Genomic DNA, 17,480 nt, shown 5'->3' with positions numbered 1-17,480 from the left:
GCAACCCGGATCGCTGCGCCCCGATGTGGACATTACTCGTCTCGTTTTTTCTGTTTTCACTCTATTGCGTAGCGGTCGTCTTTGCAGTTCGCGCTGCGCAGACTGCACGCACACCACAAGGAGCGGTTGGCTGGGTTGTGTTCCTGCTGTCGGCCCCGATGTTTGGCGTGCCGCTGTATCTATTCCTCGGTCACCATCGGTTCAGAGGATACCGGATCGCTCGGCAAGAAAGTGAGCGCGTCGTCGAAGGGATCAAGACCTTTGCCGATTTCTCGAAACCCGACCCTCAGACGATGCGAGTCAATCCTCGCGCGTTTGAAGCGCTGGCCCATTTGCCCGTCTCACGTGGGAATGGAGCCGAGCTGCTGATCGACGGCAAAGCTACGTTTGATGCCATTCTCGACGCCATAGATAAGGCCGAGAATTACGTTCTGATCCAGTTCTACATCGTCCGGGATGATGATCTTGGGCGAAGGGTGCGGGACCGGCTGATCGCCGCGGTCAAGCGTGGCGTACATGTTCGGTTCATGACCGATGCAGTGGGTAGCTATGGCTTGCCGTCCAGCTATTTTGAGACGCTGCGCCAGGCCGGTGTGGATGTTGCAGATCCCCGCGAACAACGCGGGCCCAATTTCCGGTTTCAACTGAACTATCGCAACCACCGAAAAACTGTGATCGTGGACGGCAATGTCGGCTTTATCGGTGGTCACAACATCGGCGTTGAATACTTGGGGCAAAGCCCTCGGTTCGGTCGCTGGCGGGACACGCATATCAAGATGACCGGCCACGTTGTACGGCAACTGCAATTGATTTTTACCGAGGATTGGCACTGGGCGCGCAACGAAGATCTGATCGACCAACTCGATTGGGCTGGAAATGAATCTGATCAGGACATGAATGCGCTGCTGGTGGCAACGGGCCCGGGCGACGAAACAGAAACCGGCGCAATGATGTTCTTTGCGGCCATTTCTGAGGCGAAAGAACGGCTTTGGATCGCCTCGCCCTATTTTGTGCCCGACATCGACATCATGACCGCGCTACAGCACGCGGCGTTGCGTGGTGTGGATGTACGAATACTCGTGCCGGATGTCATCGACCATCGTCTGCCCTGGCTGGCCGCTTTTGCCTATTTCGACGAAATCCGAGACTGTGGCGCCCGGGTGTTTCGCTATACCGACGGCTTCATGCATCAAAAAGCGTTTGTTGTAGACGATACCTTGGCCGCCGTTGGCACCACCAATCTGGACAACCGATCTTTCCGTCTGAACTTTGAGGCGATGGCCCTGTTCTTTGATCGTCGCGCAGCAAACGCAGTGGCTGCGATGCTGGAAACCGATTTTGAAGCAAGTTACGAATTGACCCGCAATTTGCCCCAGCAACCGTTCCACATCCGTTTTGGTGCGCCGCTTGCTCGGTTGTTTGCACCGATCCTCTAGTTCAGGAACCGTTCTTCAAACACCCGCGTCATGAGGGCCACCAGGAACGCGGTCGACAGCCCAAAGGCCAGTAGGCCCGTGACCGATGCAAATGCTCCGAAGATGCGCAGCCCTTCGCCCAAGACGATGTCGCCGTAACCCAGCGTTGTGAACGTCACCAATGAGAAATAGAGGGCCGAATTCCAATCCGGCAGCACATCACCCCACACCCAGACAATCGCCCAGATCCAGACCTGAACCGTATGGGTCAGCACGATAAACACCAGCGCCACGCTGATCGGGCCTGCGGTTGCGAGGATAGTGCTGCGCGTCTCCCATTTCGCAACCAGTTTTCGGATGACCAGAACGCACCATGTCAGCAGCATGATTTCGATCAGAAAACAAATACCCAGATAGAAGCTGCCCCAAATGATTTGTTGCGACAATGTCATGTAAACGGCCTTTGTTCTGATCGCTGAAAACTGTGCAAGCATGGGGGTTTCGCGCGTTGCCGACAACCCCACGCGATGCGTAAGGCTGCGGCGAATAGAACCGATCTCGGCTCTGGACACTGGCGCGCCGCGTTGCACATTGTGACGAGACCAGATGAGAGTTTGCATGTTGCTATCAATTGATCACGTTCGAAAATCCTATCCCGGTGGGCGACCTGTCCTGACTGATGTTTCATTGACGCTGGAACAGGGACAGACCTTGGCGCTGACCGGAGAAAGTGGCAGTGGCAAAAGCACATTATTGCATCTGGTGGCGGCGCTGGATGGGTTTGATGGCGGAGAGATTACTCTGGACGGGCGCGCCATGTCGGCCCTGAATGATGCGGAACGCGCCGAATTGCGTCGCGGCACCCTGTCTCTGGTCTTTCAGCAGTTCAACCTGATCCCGTCGCTGACCGTTGCCCAGAACCTCTCGATCCATGCGCGACTTGCGGGTCGGAACGACCCGGATTGGGTTGTCCACCTGACCGAGCGCCTTGGCCTGAGAGAACTGCAAGACCGCTACCCCGAGAGCCTTTCGGGCGGACAGCGGCAGCGGGTTGCCATCGGACGCGCCATGGCGATCCAACCACGATTGCTGCTAGCGGATGAGCCGACGGGCAATCTGGACGAAACAGCAAGTGCGGTGGTGCTGGACCTGATGCTTTCATTGGTTGCCGATACCGGCGCTGCGCTCCTGCTGGTCACCCACTCGAATGACATCGCCAGCCGTCTCGACCGGCGTGCCCACCTGACGGGCGGGCATATCGCATGACACGCGCTGCGGTCCTGGCGCTGGTGTCCCATTGGCGGATGCACCCATTGCAATTGATGACGCTTCTGACGGGTATCGCGCTGGCAACTTGTCTGTGGTCGGCCGTGCAAGCCATCAATGCCGAAGCGCGCGCGAGCTATGAACGCGCCAGCACCCAGCTTGCCATCGGACAATTCGACGAACTGCGCGCCTCCGGTTCCACGATCCCTCTTTCCCGCTACGCCGAGCTCAGGCGCGCAGGTTGGCAAGTGGCGGCCGTCTTAGAAGGCACGCTTCGCATCAAGGGCCGTTCCGTACGTCTGATGGGGGTGGATTTGGTGGCCTACCCTGTCCTGCCCGCGATCACCCAGATCGAGCAAGGCGCGGATGCCCCCGACCCGGCTGATATGCTGACAGCTCCGGGGCGGCTGCTGATGTCACCCGCCCTGACCCCGCTGTTTCAATCTAGTGACGACTTCCCACCGGTGCTTTCCAGCACCGCGCTGCCACCTGATCTGGTGCTCACCGATATTGGAGTGGCCGAGCGTCTTCTGAACCGTCCCGGTCAGATTTCCCGTCTGGTGATCTTGCCCAATCAGCCCCGTGGTGTCCCGTCTCTGTCAGAACTTGCGCCTGAACTTCAACGCATTAGCCCCTCGGCCCAGTTGGATACCGCGCAGCTTACCGACAGCTTTCACCTGAACCTCTCAGCTTTCGGCTTGCTGTCTTTCGCCGTCGGCCTGTTCATCGTTCACGGAACGGTCGGCCTCGCCTTCGCGCAGAGGCGTGGCACTATCCGTACATTAAGGGCGTTGGGCCTTCCCATGCGGGGCCTGATCTGGATCGTTCTGGGTGAATTGCTTCTCTTGGCCCTGATCGGTGGCCTGTTCGGGTTAATCCTGGGGTATTTTCTGGCTGGAGCCTTGTTGCCTGATGTCGCCGCCACGTTGCGCGGCCTCTACGGGGCAACAATCGACGGGCAGATGTCATTACGCCCCCAATGGGTCGCCGCAGGTCTTGCGATGGCAACAGGCGGCACGTTGGCGGCCAGTGGCCACGCTCTTTGGCGACTTTCGCGCATGCCCATCCTCGCAGGGCCGGGCTTACAAGCTTGGCGTGGCAGTAAAGCCTCGGCCCAGATTACAGGCGCATGTGGCCTAGCCTTGCTAGCAGTGGGCTTTATCGCATATTTCACAATCGGCGGACTTATCGCAGGATTTGCCTTGCTTGCCGGGATGCTGACCGGAGCGGCCTTGTTGCTGCCGCTCGCACTGTCAGGGATATTGACCTTGTGCCTGCGCCGGGCCCGCACGCCTGTTGGTCAATGGGTGCTCGCGGACATGCGGGCGCAATTGCCCGGTCTGTCACTTGCGCTGATGGCCTTGCTGCTGGCGCTCGCCGCGAATATCGGCGTCGGCACAATGGTTTCAAGCTTCCGCCTCACCTTTACTGGCTGGCTCGATCAACGGTTGACCTCCGAACTTTACGTGACCGCAGCCGACAATGCACAAGGCGCAGCCCTTATCGATTGGCTCGACCCAAGGGCGTCAGCTGTCCTACCCATTCGCAGCACCGAATTGCCGCACGAGACCGGGCCGTTGTTTCTGTACGGGATTGTTGATCACGATAGCTATCGCAACAACTGGCCACTGATCGCCAAGGGTCCTGACGTCTGGGACAACGTCCTGTATCGCGGCGCCGTACTCATCAACGAGCAACTCGCACGACGCGCGGATCTATGGCCTGGAGATACCATCTCGATCACACCCGAGCACAGCTTGCCGATTGCAGGTGTCTATTCCGATTACGGGAACCCGACAGGTCAGGCCATCGTCGCTATGCCGATGCTAGATCAGATTGCCCCGGATACGGATACACGCCGCTTCGGCATCCGCATCATACCGGATCAGGCCTCGGAGCTGGCACAGGCGTTGCGTGACCAATTTGACCTGCCTCCATCGGCAGTTGTGCAGCAGGCCGCTATGAAAGCGCAATCGATGGCTGTTTTTGAAAAAACTTTCGTCGTCACCTCAGCGCTGAATGTCCTGACACTGGGCGTTGCGGGGTTCGCGATACTCACCAGTTTACTGACATTGTGGACCCAGCGCCTGCCTCAGGTCGCACCGGTCTGGGCGCTGGGTCTAACGCGCGCGCAACTGGCCAAGCTAGAGCTTCTGCGCAGTGTCCTGCTTGCGGTGATGACCGCTTGTCTTGCCCTTCCATTAGGCCTTGTCTTGGCATGGGTGCTGCTGGCCGTGATCAACGTGCAGGCCTTCGGATGGCGCTTGCCCATGTATTTGTTCCCAACTGATTGGCTGAGCTTATTCCTGCTGACTTTGGTTGCCGCCGTGCTCGCAGCGGCCCTACCCGCATTACGACTGCTCCGCCTGCCACCTGCTGCGCTATTGAGGGTTTTTGCCAATGAAACTTAAAGCCTTCATTCTGTTCATCCTCCTTCCAATTACCGGTTGGGCGCAGGGTTATGCCGGTTTGGGCGGCAATGCGGATGGCTTTACGCGTCCTGAACCGGGCTACAGCTTTCAGTTTCCACAAGATCACGGCGCCCATCCGGATTATCGGATTGAATGGTGGTATCTGACGGCAAACCTCAAAGACGCAGAGGGTCGCGACTATGGCATACAATGGACCCTGTTCCGATCGGCCCTGAAACCGTCCGAGGCTGACGGCTGGCAAAACCCACAGATCTGGATGGGCCATGCCGCGCTCACAACGCCAGAAACACACTATTTCGCCGAACGACTCTCTCGCGGCGGTGTTGGACAGGCTGGCGTTACGGCCCAACCGTTTGAGGCATGGATCGATGAATGGCACATGCGCGGCGATGATTTGGAAACCCTGAGCCTGACAGCAAACGGATCAAACTTTGGATATGATCTGACTCTGAAGGCCCAAGGCCCATTGGTGTTTCACGGGGCCGAGGGGTATTCGGTGAAATCCGCCGATGGTCAGGCCAGCTATTACTATTCACAACCCTTCTACTCGGTCGAGGGCACGCTCCACCTGCCCAACGAAGATGTCGAAGTCGCCGGCCAGGGTTGGCTGGATCGCGAATGGTCTTCGCAACCCTTGGCCGAAGATCAAAGCGGCTGGGACTGGTTCTCGCTCAGCTTTGACGACGGTGACAAGCTGATGGCCTTCCGCCTACGCGGGGATCGAGGGGATTTCACGGCGGCTACGTGGATTGAGGCCGATGGGCAAACGACCACCCTACCTGGCGGCTCAGTCCTGCTAGAACCCCTTGAAACCGCCCGCGTGGCACAACGTGACGTTCCGATCAAATGGCAGGTGTCGTTGCCGGATCGCGGGATCGATGTTGAAGTCGATGCCATAAGCCCGAAAGCCTGGATGGGAACCCGGTTCGAATACTGGGAAGGCCCAATCACCATCACAGGCAGCCACACAGGGCGCGGATATCTTGAGATGACGGGGTATTGAAGTTGAAATTTCGTGTTCTTTCAAGCTAGCGGATGTCCCCAAACGGGGTCAGAGCTTGCTGTTCAGGGTCATGCAATACCCAGCGCCCACTTATTCAAATTCGAGACCATGTAGAAATCCAGTTCCCACTTCTGGTCATATTCAGAAACACAAGAAACAACACGCCGAGCCGTCCCACACATCATAGTGATATTCCCGAGCTGTTTGCAGGACGTTGCTGGTATTTGATGTCGGAGCTGAAGATCAGTTTCACGACACTGAACCTCGTCGTATTATAACATACTCTGCTATCCTGAGTGCGATAAACACCCGGTCAGGATTGCACATATTTTTAATCGATGGGAGGCGAGGGAATCAGAAAAATCGCTATGTCATAACACGTTAACAAAACACGCAAGGAATAGGCAGAAGACTTGCAATAGCTGTCTGGTCTGAGCGAGGCGCAAGCCAAACATTTTTCCATTTCGCTCATGCGGTTGTGCGGAAAATTGAAAAATTCGATCAAATCCACTAGTGTTCAAAACACGGCAATTTCGCCCGTTTCAACAAAACTATTTTTAACTAATCGAATTCGGGCGTTGCCTGTTACACACACTTATTTGAAAGGAATTGAAAATGGCTAATGGCGTTGAAGTGAGCCGCGAAGAGATCGAAGCCTATTTGAACTCACTCGATCTAGGGCAACCAGAACAGGTAAAAGGTATCGATTTTTGCGATGCGTGGCCTGTGGTACGAGTGGTTCTGGAAAAGATCAAAGAAAAGGCGAACGGTGCAACCAAATTTATCATCAAGTGGATCATTGAATTACTTGATGCCTACTACGAGCAAAAGTGTAGCTAACGCTCTGCCCGCTGCGTTCTAAGCAGCGGGTCCCACCCACAGGTCAATTACAAAGCCGCCATCTCGCGCGACTGGGCATCAGAACTATTAAGAATTGCTGGATGTGACTACTTCAGAGTTCCGCGATTTAGTGGGCAATGGCGCGTTGCCTCAACCAATATCGCACTGGCGGGATCGAGCGCTGGAACGCGCGTGATTAGCACCCATTCTGAATAACGAAACCGACCGTCCAGAAAATGTTATGGAAGTGTGAAATATCTGCATAAACCTAGAATTGTGAAGCCACGGCTTGTCCAGAAATGGCGATATGACTCGTGCATTCAAAGCAAACTCGTTGATGAATCAAAACAGTTCAAAGTAAATGTCCCCAAAAGAAAAAACAGCGAGCCGGCACCCCTAACTCACTGTTTTTACTTTGGTACCCAAGGCCGGACTCGAACCGGCACGGTATCGCTACCGGGGGATTTTGAATCCCCTGCGTCTACCATTCCGCCACTTGGGCCACGAACACTGGATTAGCGCCCTACCGAGAGAAGGTCCAGAGGCAAAAAACAACCACTGCTCTGAATGTTTCATCGAAGGAGGTTGACGGTCAGTCGGGTGCATGGTTTGGCTTGCCGCAGCGGTTACCAGGATACTTATTCTTCATGTTGCGATCCCTTTATGACTGGACCATTCGTCTGGCCGAACATCCTCATGCGCTCTGGGCGCTGGCTGTTGTGGCTTTTGTTGAAAGTTCGTTTTTTCCGATCCCACCCGATGTTTTGATGATTCCCATGATCCTTGCACGTCCGTCGAGGGCCTGGCTGATCGCGACGGTCGCCTTGGTTGCCTCGGTGCTGGGTGGGATATTGGGTTATGCAATTGGGGCATTCTTTTACGAAAGCCTTGGGCAGCCTGTTCTGGAAGCCATGGGCAAAGCTCACGCAATGGAAGAATTCAATACCCGCTTCAATGATTTCGGCTTCTGGGCCGTGCTGGCGGCTGGTGTGACGCCTTTCCCATATAAGGTCATCACCATCATGTCGGGCTGGACCGGGATGCCGATTGGGACGTTCATAGCCACCTCGATCCTGGCGCGCGCCTTGCGCTTCTTTCTTGTGGCCGGGCTGCTGTGGAAATTTGGGGAACCAATCCGTGACTTCATCGAAAAACGGTTGGGTTTGATGTTTACCCTATTCATAATCCTGCTGTTTGGCGGCTTTCTTGTGGTGAAATACTTATGACGCGCAAAAGACTTCTGGTTCTGGTTGCCGCATCCGGCTCGGCCGCGTTGCTACTTGGGGCTTGGGGCTTTCAGTACATCGGTGGGCTCGCGCCGTGCAAAATGTGCATCTGGCAGCGGTATCCTCATGGTGTCGCAGTGATTCTTGGTGCTCTAGCCTTTGCCTTCCCGGGCGTCCGCCCCCTGCCCCTACTAGGCGCTCTGGCGGCGGCCACAACGGCGGGAATAGGGTTTTACCATGCTGGGGTCGAGCAAGGCTGGTGGGAAGGCCCATCGACCTGCACATCTGGTAATATCGGCGGCCTGAGTGCAGAAGAGTTAATGGATCAGATCATGTCCGCCCCGCTCGTGCGTTGCGATGACATCCCGTGGGAGATGTTCGGGATTTCCATGGCGGGCTGGAATGGATTGATTTCGACGGGTCTGGTCCTGATCTGGATAGCAGCCTGGCGCGCGCGCTAGGGTTTATAGCTGATCCAGTTCGGCATCCCAGTAGAGGAAGTCGATCCAGCTTTCGTGCAGATGGTTCGGGGGGAACTTCCGACCGATATTGCGCAAAGCCTCAGCATCCGGCTGACGCGGCGGTTTATTCAGTGACATTCTGGCCTGTCGCAGGGATTTTGAGCCCTTGCGCAGATTGCACGGGCTGCACGCTGCAACGACATTCTGCCAACTTGTGACCCCGCCCGCAGCGCGCGGTACAACATGATCAAAGGTCAGGTTTTCACGGCTGCCGCAGTACTGGCATTTGAATTCGTCCCGCAAAAATAAATTAAAGCGCGTGAAGGCCACGCGCTTTCTGGGTTTTACATAGTCTTTCAGGACAACGACCGAGGGTATTCGGATCTCGGTACTGGGACTGCGGACAACCTCGTCATATTCCGCAACAATATCCACCCTGTCCAGCCAGGCAGCTTTGATCGCCTCCTGCCACGGCCATAAAGACAACGGGTAGTAGGAAAGAGGTCTGTAATCGGCGTTCAAAACCAATGCCGGATGATGCTTGAGCGCACCGGTTTCCCTGACAAATTCGGTCCTGAAGTCTCCGTCCATAACAGAATCGCTCCTCGCTCTGTACTGCCCGTTTGTGACATCAGAGCGGGGAACACCCGCCCCGGCCTTAAGTTAACTATATATCGTGTTAAATCTCTGACAAGTGCCGAGTTCACACAACATCTCGGGTATTGGTTAGGCCGAATACGTAACAGATAAGTGACACTTATCCACAGGTTGCGCAGATGTGGTCTGCAAGCTATGGCGGGGCATGTCCTGGTTCATCCGTTTCAACAAACCTTACGATGTATTGCCGCAGTTCACCGACCGCGCCAATTCTGACTCGCCCCGTAGCACGCTGTCGGAATTCATCGACCTGCCCGGTGTCTATCCTGCGGGACGCTTGGACCGGGATAGCGAGGGTTTGATGCTGCTGACTGATAATGGGCGATTGCAGGCGCAGATATCAGACCCCAAGCACAAGATGCCTAAGACATACTGGGTTCAGGTCGAAGGCGTTCCCGATACAGCGGCACTAAAGGCGTTGCGGGAAGGTGTTGAACTTAAGGATGGTTTGACGCGCCTCGCCAAGGCGCGGCTGATTGACGAACCCGAATGGCTGTGGCCACGCACCCCGCCGATCCGGGTTCGTCAAACGGTGCCCGACAGCTGGGTTGAACTGACGATTAAAGAGGGCCGCAACCGTCAGGTTCGCCGGATGACAGCCGCAGTCGGGCACCCAACTCTGCGCCTGATCCGAGCCCGTGTTGGAGATTGGTCTTTGGACGGCCTTGACCCCGGTCAGTGGGAAAGCCTGCCGATGCCAGCTGTTGACGCAGCACCGTCGCGCAAGCGGGACCGCCGCCCGCGCCGGTGACAAAAACTGCGTGATGTGATAGGCTTAGGGCATGAAGGTCACACCGGATATCCCTGCCCCGTCTGCCATCCTGGAAGCCGCGCTGTATGTCGACGATCTAGATGCGGCCGAGGATTTCTATGGTCAGATATTGGGGCTAGAGAAAATCCAGCGCGTCACCGACCGCCATGTGTTCTATCGGATCGGCGGGTCCGTCCTATTGCTGTTCAATGCCAGCGAAACCGAGAAACCGCCAGGAAACCCCGATCTGCCGGTCCCACCGCATGGGGCGCGCGGTCCCAGCCATGTTTGCCTTGTCCTAACCCGAGATGAAATCACTGTGATGCGCAAACATCTTTTGGACTGGAACATCCCTGTCGATGCCGAGTTCGACTGGCCCAACGGAGCCCGGTCGCTCTATGTACGAGACCCTGCAGGCAATTCGGTCGAATTCTCGGAAGGAAGGCTTTGGGAGTGATCGATCAGCGAAGCGGCTGCTTCTCGCCCCCGATCACACGGTAGATTTCGCTAGAGACAACGCCGACCTCACCAAGTGCCGCCTGAAAAGCAGCCATATGAGGGGTCGCGAAATGGGCCTCAAGCGCGGCCTGATCCTGCCATTCCTCATAGACCCGAAAGCGGGTCGCCTGACCCAGGATTTGACTGAATTCATAGATCAGGCATCCGGGTTCTTTCAGAGTTTCCGCAACCATTTCCTGCGCGGCATCAATGGCTTTCTCGACCGCTGCATCTGAAACTTCGACCACTCCTGTCACGATCAGCATCATGCTCTCCTTAGATCGCCCTGCAAGTCAGAGGCTCAGCTTATCCCGCATGAAGGCCAGCGCAACACTCAAGCCATCCGGAGCAATCCCGTGGCCGGTGCCCTTCATTATATGGGCATAAACCTCTTTGAACCCGGCCGCCTGAAGTGCCTCAGCTGCTTCTGGCAACGATTGCGGCGGTACAACGTCATCAGCATCGCCATGCACCAGCAGGATTGGCATGCGACTTACGGTTTCGTCCGGCAGCAAATCAGGTTCCAGCAAACGTCCTGAGAACGCTACGATCCCCGCCACTGGGTCCTCGCGGCGCGGGGCTACATGTAAGCTCATCATCGTGCCCTGGCTGAAACCGAACAGCACTACCTGCTCTGGCAGGACATCCTCATCCACCATCAGCGCATCAAGGAACGCGTTGAAATCCTCAACTGCCATTTCCATACCCCGTCGGGCTTCCTCCTCGGATGAGCCATCAATCCACGGGATCGGGAACCACTGGAAACCGTTGGGCATACCGATGATCTGTTCAGGCGCGTCCGGAGCTACAAACAACGTATCCGGCAGATGCTCGCCTAACGGATCAGCCAGCCCCAAAAGATCGGCTCCGTTTGCACCATAACCATGCACAAACACCACGACCGAGCGTGTGTCGCCTGAAACCGGCTCTTTCCTGAGCGCGTTCAAAACCCGTGTCATCTGATCCCTTCTCTGTCTTTTGCAACCCGGTAATAGGCCCACAGCACCCGCGCCGCAACCGATCGCCACGGCGACCATGCTTCAGCCATCTGGCGTAACTCTTTGTCTTTTGGTCGTTCTGGCAATTCATAGAGGATGCGTGCAGCTTCCTGTAAGGCCAGATCGCCTGGTGCAATCACATCGGCGCGACCCAGTGAAAACATCGCATAAATCTCGGCGGTCCAGACACCGATTCCCGGTACCTCGGTCAGAATTGCGACCACTTCGTCATCTGGCGCATCACGCAACGCTTTGTAATCGATCCGCGCCTCAGCCAAGGCGCGGGCATAGCGAATTTTCTGACGGCTGAGACCCACAGCGCGCAGATCATCATCAGTGGCCCACATAATCTTGCGCGGACCGGTCAGTTTTGCGTCCTGCAGCCTCTTCCAGATTGCGTTTGCCGAGGCCACGCTGACCTGCTGACTGACAATCGCGCTGAGCAATTGGGCGAACCCGTCAGGCTTGCGCCTGAGTGGCAGGGGTCCGGTTTGCTCCATCGCATAAGCCATCCGGGGGCAGGCCTCAGCCAACCACTCGGCCCCTTCGGTAACGCAGTCCGGTGTTTCGATGATGCGTCCGACGGACATGCGCTCTCCGATAAGTGATCCTTGTCCGCACGTTAGGCGGATGTGCCGCATATGCAACCCGCTTGTGCCAAGTCTCAATCGTAGATAACCATTCGCCCATGACAATGATCGCTGCCACCCCTGACGATAGTCAGGCCAAACGCAACGTTGCCGTTTTGGTGGCAGCACAGGCAATCCTGGGTGCACAGATGCCCATGATGTTCATCGTCGGCGGGCTGGCAGGCCAATCGCTGGCCAGCAACGCTTGCCTTGCGACGCTGCCGATTTCACTGATCGTTCTGGGTTCAATGCTGGCGGCCACGCCGATTTCGGCCATCATGCAACGCTGGGGACGCCGTGCCGGGTTTCTTGTGGGATCAACCGCAGGTGCCGCAGGGGGCGTTATCGGGGCTTACGGCCTTTATCTCGGCTCGTTCCCGATCTTCCTGATCGGCAGCTTCCTGACCGGCATATACATGAGCGCACATGGCTTTTATCGCTTTGCAGCAGCAGACACCGCCTCTGATGCATTTCGGCCCAAGGCGATCTCATACGTCATGGCCGGAGGGCTTGCGGCGGCGATCATCGGCCCTCAGATCGTCAAGCTGACCTCGCAGGCGTATGTGGTCCCGTTTTTGGGCACTTATCTGGCGGTGATCGCGATCAACGTAATCGGCTCAGCCCTGTTCTTCTTTCTCGACATCCCTACTCCGCCGAAACCGACCGAAGATGAACCCAAAGGTCGCACGCGGCTGGAGTTGCTGAAAACTCCACGCATCGCAGTAGCGATCATCTGCGCAATGGTTTCCTACGCGCTGATGAACCTTGTAATGACGTCTACACCTTTGGCCGTCGTCGGGTGCGGATATACCGAAGGTGATGCCGCGGATATCGTCACCAGCCACGTACTGGCGATGTACATTCCCAGCTTCTTCACCGGCCACCTGATCGCGCGGTTTGGGGTCGAAAAGATCGTAGCTCTCGGTTTGGCAATCCTTGGCGGCGCAGGCATTGTCGCCCTGCAAGGTGTTGATCTAGGTAACTTTTTCGTCGCCCTGATCCTGCTGGGCATCGGATGGAACTTTGGCTTCATTGGCGCCACCAGCATGTTGGCAGACTCGCATGAAGTGCACGAACGCGGTCGAATGCAGGGCCTGAATGACTTGCTGGTGTTTGGCGGCGTGACCTTTGCCTCGCTTGCCTCTGGCGGATTGATGAACTGCTCGGGCGGTTCAGCGGTCGAGGGTTGGACGGCCGTAAACCTCGCCATGATCCCGCTGCTGACCCTTGCAGGTGGCGCGCTGCTGTGGCTGGTTCTGAGGCCTTCGGACCCACAAACCGTCTGACGTTACCAGCGCCCGGTCGCTGCGGTTTTCATCAGCGTAAACCGACGTCGGATTTCACCCTGAGCCAACGCACCTGCGGCCACCCGGTCCGGTCTGGCCAATGCAGTCCGCAACACCCATTCCGTCTGCCACCCCGCATAGAGCGCAGGCCGTGCTTGTGCCGAGATCTCGTTGCGGGTGGACCGCGCTTGCGCCAATCGGTCCAAAGCCTTCTGCGCCAGCGCCCGAACCCCGTCATGGGTTCCGTCCAGCAAAGGAATGCGCCCACGTGCCTCAAGCTCGGGAATTGCGCGCAGCCAATTCGCGACCCCCGCTGCATATCCGAAATCACGCAGAACAGTTTCATCCGCCGAACCCAGAGCCTGCGCCGACACCACCATTAATGTCCCAGCGCTATGGGCAATATAGGCGTCAAAATGCGCCTCATCCTCGAACGGATCACGATAGATATCCCAACGCCTTACGGCCACATATTCATCCAGATGCGCTGCCAGATGCGGAGAAATCACGCGCGACACAGGTGTGACAACCTCGTGCCGACGAACAGATGGCCCTTCGGCAATCTCTTGCAAGGCATCGCGCCACCATTGCAGCCGCATCTCGGCGATCATGCTCTCTTGCGTCACCCACGGGGCACGGGCCACCTCGACGTTCAGCGCATAAATCGGGAACAAAACTGCCCTCGCCTCAACTGGCGCGGCCATGGCAGCCATAAAGCGATCGGGATCGGCCCGATGAACCAGCGCAGCACAAGCCTTGATGTCGTCGTCGAACTCCACCTTATTCGGCGGCCGCTGACTGCGGGGCGCAATCGCTCACCAGTTTCCACTGAATAGCATCCAGCAGCGCTTCGAACGAGGCATCAATTATGTTCGCACTCACCCCAACCGTAGACCAGCGCCGCCCTTGCCCGTCTTCGCTGTCAATGATCACGCGCGTGACCGCCTCGGTCCCGCCTTGAGTGATGCGCACCTTGAAGTCGACCAGCCGCATATCCGACAGTATCTGCGAATACTGCCCCAAATCCTTGGCCAGAGCTTTGGCGAGCGCGTTCACCGGACCGCGATCGCTACCGCTTTCGTCCAGCGACTCACTTACCGACAGCTTCTTCTCACCATCCACTTTCACAACAACAACCGCTTCGGACAGGCTGACCATCTTGTTGTATTTGTTTTTCCGGCGTTCAACGGTCACCTTATAGCGCTTGACCTCAAAGAACTCGGGTAACTGCCCCAATTCATCCCGCGCCAGCAGCTCAAAACTAGCCTGCGCGGTGTCATAGGAATACCCCTCGGCCTCACGCAGTTTTATCCGCTCAAGGATACGTCCCAACGCCGGATCGCCCGCTTCTACGGACAATCCCGCATCGGTCAGACGTTTGCGCAGGTTCGATTGCCCGGCCTGGTTCGACATCGGAATGATGCGCGCATTTCCAACACTTGCCGGATCGATATGCTCATAGGTTGTCGGGTCCTTGAGGATCGCGCTGGCATGCAGCCCGGCCTTATGCGCAAAAGCCGACGCGCCTACATAGGCGCTCTGCTTGCTGGGCACTCGGTTCAGGATATCATCCAGCATCCGGCTGATGCGCGTCAGCCCGGCCAGCGCCTCGGGCATCACTCCGATCTCATAGCGCGAGGCATAGGGTTCTTTCAGCATCAGCGTTGGGATCAAAGCGGTCAGGTTGGCATTGCCACAGCGCTCTCCCAACCCATTCAACGTACCTTGAATCTGCCGCGCTCCCGCATCGACTGCAGCCAGCGAGCACGCCACTGCGTTCTCGGTGTCGTTATGCGTATGAATGCTCAGCCGATCCCCCGGCAGACCGGCCGCAATCACCTCGGATACGATCCGCCCGACCTCTGCCGGTAGCGCACCTCCATTGGTATCGCACAGCACAACCCACCGCGCACCCGCATCCAGAGCCGCGCGACAGACTTCCACCGCGTAACCAGGATTGTCTTTGTACCCATCGAAGAAATGCTCGGCATCGAACAAGGCCTCACGCCCCTGCGCCACTATATGCGCGACCGAGGCGCGCACGTTCTCGGTATTCTCCTCCAGAGCAATACCAAGCGCATGGGTCACATGGTAGTCGTGCGATTTCCCAACCAGACAAACGGCTGGTGTTCCCGCGTTCATTACAGCAGCCAGAACGTCATCATTCTCAGCCGACCTGCCCGAGCGTTTGGTCATTCCAAACGCCGTCATACAGGCCGACGTCTCAGGCGCGCTTTCAAAAAACGCACTGTCGGTCGGGTTCGCTCCGGGCCAACCCCCTTCGATGTAATCAATCCCCAGCGAATCCAACGCCTGCGCGATCTGCACCTTCTCGGCTGTCGAGAACTGCACACCCTGAGTTTGCTGCCCGTCGCGCAACGTGGTGTCGTAGAGGTAAAGGCGTTCCTTGGTCATTCGACCCCCTCCAGCTTTGCGGCGTCGAATCCGGCGCCGGGCACCAATTCCACACCATCCTTGCTCATCCGAACCTCAAGCCCGGCGGCGATATATGCCGCCTTTAGACGATCAACCTCAGAGAAATCCTTGCTCTGCATCGCAAACGCGCGCGCCGCGGCCAGCTTTTCTGCATGAGACGACAGATTAGCCGAAGCGGTCTCGGCCCAAGCGCCCATATCGTCCCCCAACAGTCCAACCAGCTGCGCACTTGCCAGCAAAGCCGAAGCATCACCATCTGCAGCCAAACGATGCAGTTCCGCGATGGCACCTGCAGTGTTCAGATCATCCGCAAGCGCATCGATGACCGCAGGTGCCGCGGTGGCGGCGGGCTCGATGCCCGCTGTCAACGCCCGCCACTTGCGCAATGTTGCCTCGGCTTCGCGCGCCTTCTTCTCGGTCCAGTCCATCGGCTTGCGATAATGGGTCTGCAAGAACACAAACCGGATCACTTCACCCGGCACACCCTGCTCAAGCAGATCATGAACGGTGAAGAAATTGCCCAGCGATTTGGACATTTTCTTGCCCTCGACCTGTAGCATCTCATTATGCATCCAGACACGCGCGAATTCGCCATGCGGGTGGGCACATTTGCTCTGAGCAATCTCGTTCTCGTGGTGCGGGAACATCAGATCGTTGCCGCCACCGTGAATATCAAAGCTCTCGCCCAGCAATTCATAGCTCATGGCCGAGCATTCGATATGCCACCCCGGACGCCCCCGGCCCCATGGGCTGTCCCAGCCGGGCAACTCATCGGTCGACGGCTTCCACAGCACAAAATCCATCGGGTTCTTCTTGTAAGGCGCGACCTCGACCCGCGCCCCGGCGATCATGTCATCAAGCGACCGCCCCGACAGCGCACCGTAGTGTTCCTTCCAGCTGTCCACCGCGAACAACACGTGACCCTCGGCGGCATAGGCATGCCCCTTGGCCATCAGGTCTTCGATCATCGCAATCATCTGCGCGATATACTCTGTGGCGCGCGGCATCGCGTTGGGTTCCAACGCCCCTAGCGCGCCCATGTCGTGCAGATACCAGCCGATGGTTTCGTCCGAACGTTCCTGCACCAACTGTTCCAAAGACCCGTCAGCCCCAGCCTTCTTGCGCGACAATGCGGTGGCGTTGATCTTGTCATCCACGTCGGTGAAATTGCGCACATAGGTCACGTGATCAGCACCGTATACATGCCGCAACAAACGATAGAGCACGTCGAACACAACCACAGGCCGTGCGTTCCCAAGATGCGCCCGATCATAGACCGTCGGACCACAGACATACATCCGCACATTACCGGGATCGATCGGCGCGAAATCCTCTTTCGTCCGAGTCCTTGTGTTGTGCAGTTTGATCGTCGTCATCGGGTCGTGCTCCTGAAACAGCATATACGTCACGCGTTGGCGCGGGCTTAGCAACTTGTCTCAGGGATGAAAACGAAAGAAACCGGCCCGCTTGAGAAATCAGCAGGTAATGCAGCAGATAATGATGCAAGTCTTCCGGTTCATGCGGTTTCGATAACACGGCTACCGCTCTGAGCCAAGTCTTGAGTTTTACAATCCGCAGCGGC

Annotated in this window: 18 protein-coding genes and 1 tRNA gene; 10 read left to right on the top strand and 9 right to left on the bottom strand. The window is 57.2% G+C overall.

Annotated features, from left to right (window positions below):
- The first annotated feature begins 23 nt into the window (after positions 1 to 23).
- Positions 24 to 1,436 (top strand): cardiolipin synthase, encoded by a 1,413-nt coding sequence (gene cls, locus ACR0MP_RS04845; RefSeq protein WP_170405886.1) that lies wholly within the window; start codon positions 24 to 26, stop codon positions 1,434 to 1,436.
- On the opposite strand, the gene ACR0MP_RS04840 is transcribed toward cls, so the two are convergent.
- Positions 1,433 to 2,035, bottom strand: a complete 603-nt coding sequence (locus ACR0MP_RS04840) for a potassium channel family protein (RefSeq protein WP_480887015.1) — start codon at positions 2,033 to 2,035, stop codon at positions 1,433 to 1,435. The two genes, cls and ACR0MP_RS04840, sit on opposite strands and share 4 nt — an antisense overlap.
- On the opposite strand from ACR0MP_RS04840, the gene ACR0MP_RS04835 reads away from it, so the two are divergent.
- From ACR0MP_RS04835 to ACR0MP_RS04820, 4 genes are all read left to right on the top strand, one after another.
- A complete protein-coding gene (locus tag ACR0MP_RS04835) occupies positions 2,034 to 2,681 on the top strand; it encodes an ABC transporter ATP-binding protein (RefSeq protein ID WP_480887014.1) in 648 nt (215 codons plus the stop codon). The genes ACR0MP_RS04840 and ACR0MP_RS04835 overlap by 2 nt on opposite strands.
- Positions 2,678 to 5,092, top strand: a complete 2,415-nt coding sequence (locus ACR0MP_RS04830; protein WP_170405892.1) for an FtsX-like permease family protein — start codon at positions 2,678 to 2,680, stop codon at positions 5,090 to 5,092. The genes ACR0MP_RS04835 and ACR0MP_RS04830 overlap by 4 nt, the downstream gene beginning before the upstream one ends.
- Positions 5,082 to 6,116: a lipocalin-like domain-containing protein gene (locus tag ACR0MP_RS04825; RefSeq protein WP_480887012.1), complete on the top strand. Its 1,035-nt coding sequence runs from the start codon at positions 5,082 to 5,084 to the stop codon at positions 6,114 to 6,116. Before ACR0MP_RS04830 ends, ACR0MP_RS04825 begins: the two co-directional genes overlap by 11 nt.
- Before the next feature lie 615 nt (positions 6,117 to 6,731).
- Positions 6,732 to 6,956, top strand: a complete 225-nt coding sequence (locus ACR0MP_RS04820) for a hypothetical protein (RefSeq protein ID WP_170393004.1) — start codon at positions 6,732 to 6,734, stop codon at positions 6,954 to 6,956.
- Between the two features lie 416 nt (positions 6,957 to 7,372).
- Here the strand turns inward: ACR0MP_RS04820 and ACR0MP_RS04815 are convergent.
- Positions 7,373 to 7,458 (bottom strand) — tRNA-Leu (locus ACR0MP_RS04815).
- Positions 7,459 to 7,603: 145 nt separating this feature from the next.
- Between ACR0MP_RS04815 and ACR0MP_RS04810 the strand changes: the two genes are divergently transcribed.
- Both ACR0MP_RS04810 and ACR0MP_RS04805 read left to right on the top strand, forming a co-directional pair.
- Positions 7,604 to 8,182, top strand: coding sequence for a YqaA family protein (locus ACR0MP_RS04810; protein WP_170393003.1), 579 nt, complete (start codon positions 7,604 to 7,606; stop codon positions 8,180 to 8,182).
- Positions 8,179 to 8,643, top strand: a complete 465-nt coding sequence (locus ACR0MP_RS04805; protein WP_170405901.1) for a disulfide bond formation protein B — start codon at positions 8,179 to 8,181, stop codon at positions 8,641 to 8,643. The genes ACR0MP_RS04810 and ACR0MP_RS04805 overlap by 4 nt, the downstream gene beginning before the upstream one ends.
- Positions 8,644 to 8,646: 3 nt before the next feature.
- Here the strand turns inward: ACR0MP_RS04805 and ACR0MP_RS04800 are convergent, their stop codons facing one another.
- On the bottom strand, positions 8,647 to 9,234 hold the full coding sequence (locus ACR0MP_RS04800; protein WP_170405905.1) for an HNH endonuclease: 588 nt from the start codon (positions 9,232 to 9,234) through the stop codon (positions 8,647 to 8,649).
- Between the two features lie 211 nt (positions 9,235 to 9,445).
- Between ACR0MP_RS04800 and ACR0MP_RS04795 the strand changes: the two genes are divergently transcribed.
- Positions 9,446 to 10,051 carry an rRNA large subunit pseudouridine synthase E gene (locus ACR0MP_RS04795; protein WP_170405907.1) on the top strand — a complete coding sequence of 202 codons (606 nt, stop codon included), beginning with the start codon at positions 9,446 to 9,448 and terminating at the stop codon, positions 10,049 to 10,051.
- A 31-nt stretch (positions 10,052 to 10,082) separates the two neighbouring features.
- Positions 10,083 to 10,508 (top strand): VOC family protein, encoded by a 426-nt coding sequence (locus tag ACR0MP_RS04790; protein ID WP_170405910.1) that lies wholly within the window; start codon positions 10,083 to 10,085, stop codon positions 10,506 to 10,508.
- A 4-nt stretch (positions 10,509 to 10,512) separates the two neighbouring features.
- Here ACR0MP_RS04790 and ACR0MP_RS04785 read toward each other — a convergent pair whose 3' ends face one another.
- From ACR0MP_RS04785 to ACR0MP_RS04775, 3 genes are read right to left on the bottom strand one after another with little or no spacing between them, the layout of a single operon-like run.
- Positions 10,513 to 10,815, bottom strand: a complete 303-nt coding sequence (locus ACR0MP_RS04785; RefSeq protein WP_170405913.1) for a putative quinol monooxygenase — start codon at positions 10,813 to 10,815, stop codon at positions 10,513 to 10,515.
- A 27-nt stretch (positions 10,816 to 10,842) separates the two neighbouring features.
- A complete protein-coding gene (locus tag ACR0MP_RS04780; RefSeq protein WP_170392997.1) occupies positions 10,843 to 11,508 on the bottom strand; it encodes an alpha/beta fold hydrolase in 666 nt (221 codons plus the stop codon).
- A complete protein-coding gene (locus ACR0MP_RS04775) occupies positions 11,505 to 12,137 on the bottom strand; it encodes a DNA-3-methyladenine glycosylase family protein (RefSeq protein ID WP_170392996.1) in 633 nt (210 codons plus the stop codon). Before ACR0MP_RS04775 ends, ACR0MP_RS04780 begins: the two co-directional genes overlap by 4 nt.
- Before the next feature lie 98 nt (positions 12,138 to 12,235).
- Between ACR0MP_RS04775 and ACR0MP_RS04770 the strand changes: the two genes are divergently transcribed.
- Entirely contained in the window at positions 12,236 to 13,462 is a 1,227-nt protein-coding gene (locus tag ACR0MP_RS04770) for an MFS transporter (protein WP_223118012.1), read from the top strand.
- A gap of 2 nt (positions 13,463 to 13,464) precedes the next feature.
- Here the strand turns inward: ACR0MP_RS04770 and ACR0MP_RS04765 are convergent, their stop codons facing one another.
- Genes ACR0MP_RS04765 through cysS form a run of 3 tightly spaced genes read right to left on the bottom strand, consistent with a single transcriptional unit; the run spans position 13,465 to position 17,274 of the window.
- A complete protein-coding gene (locus ACR0MP_RS04765; RefSeq protein ID WP_170734966.1) occupies positions 13,465 to 14,241 on the bottom strand; it encodes a squalene/phytoene synthase family protein in 777 nt (258 codons plus the stop codon).
- A gap of 1 nt (position 14,242) precedes the next feature.
- The gene (cimA, locus tag ACR0MP_RS04760) at positions 14,243 to 15,877 is read right to left on the bottom strand and encodes a citramalate synthase (protein WP_170646132.1); all 1,635 of its coding nucleotides are present in this window, start codon (positions 15,875 to 15,877) and stop codon (positions 14,243 to 14,245) included.
- The gene (gene cysS, locus ACR0MP_RS04755) at positions 15,874 to 17,274 is read right to left on the bottom strand and encodes a cysteine--tRNA ligase (RefSeq protein ID WP_170646134.1); all 1,401 of its coding nucleotides are present in this window, start codon (positions 17,272 to 17,274) and stop codon (positions 15,874 to 15,876) included. Before cysS ends, cimA begins: the two co-directional genes overlap by 4 nt.
- Positions 17,275 to 17,480: the final 206 nt, after the last annotated feature.

The sequence above is a fragment of the Ruegeria sp. K3 genome (assembly GCF_056531845.1).
Note: the sequence above shows the minus strand (reverse complement) of the source record. Positions and strands in the feature narration are given on the sequence as shown.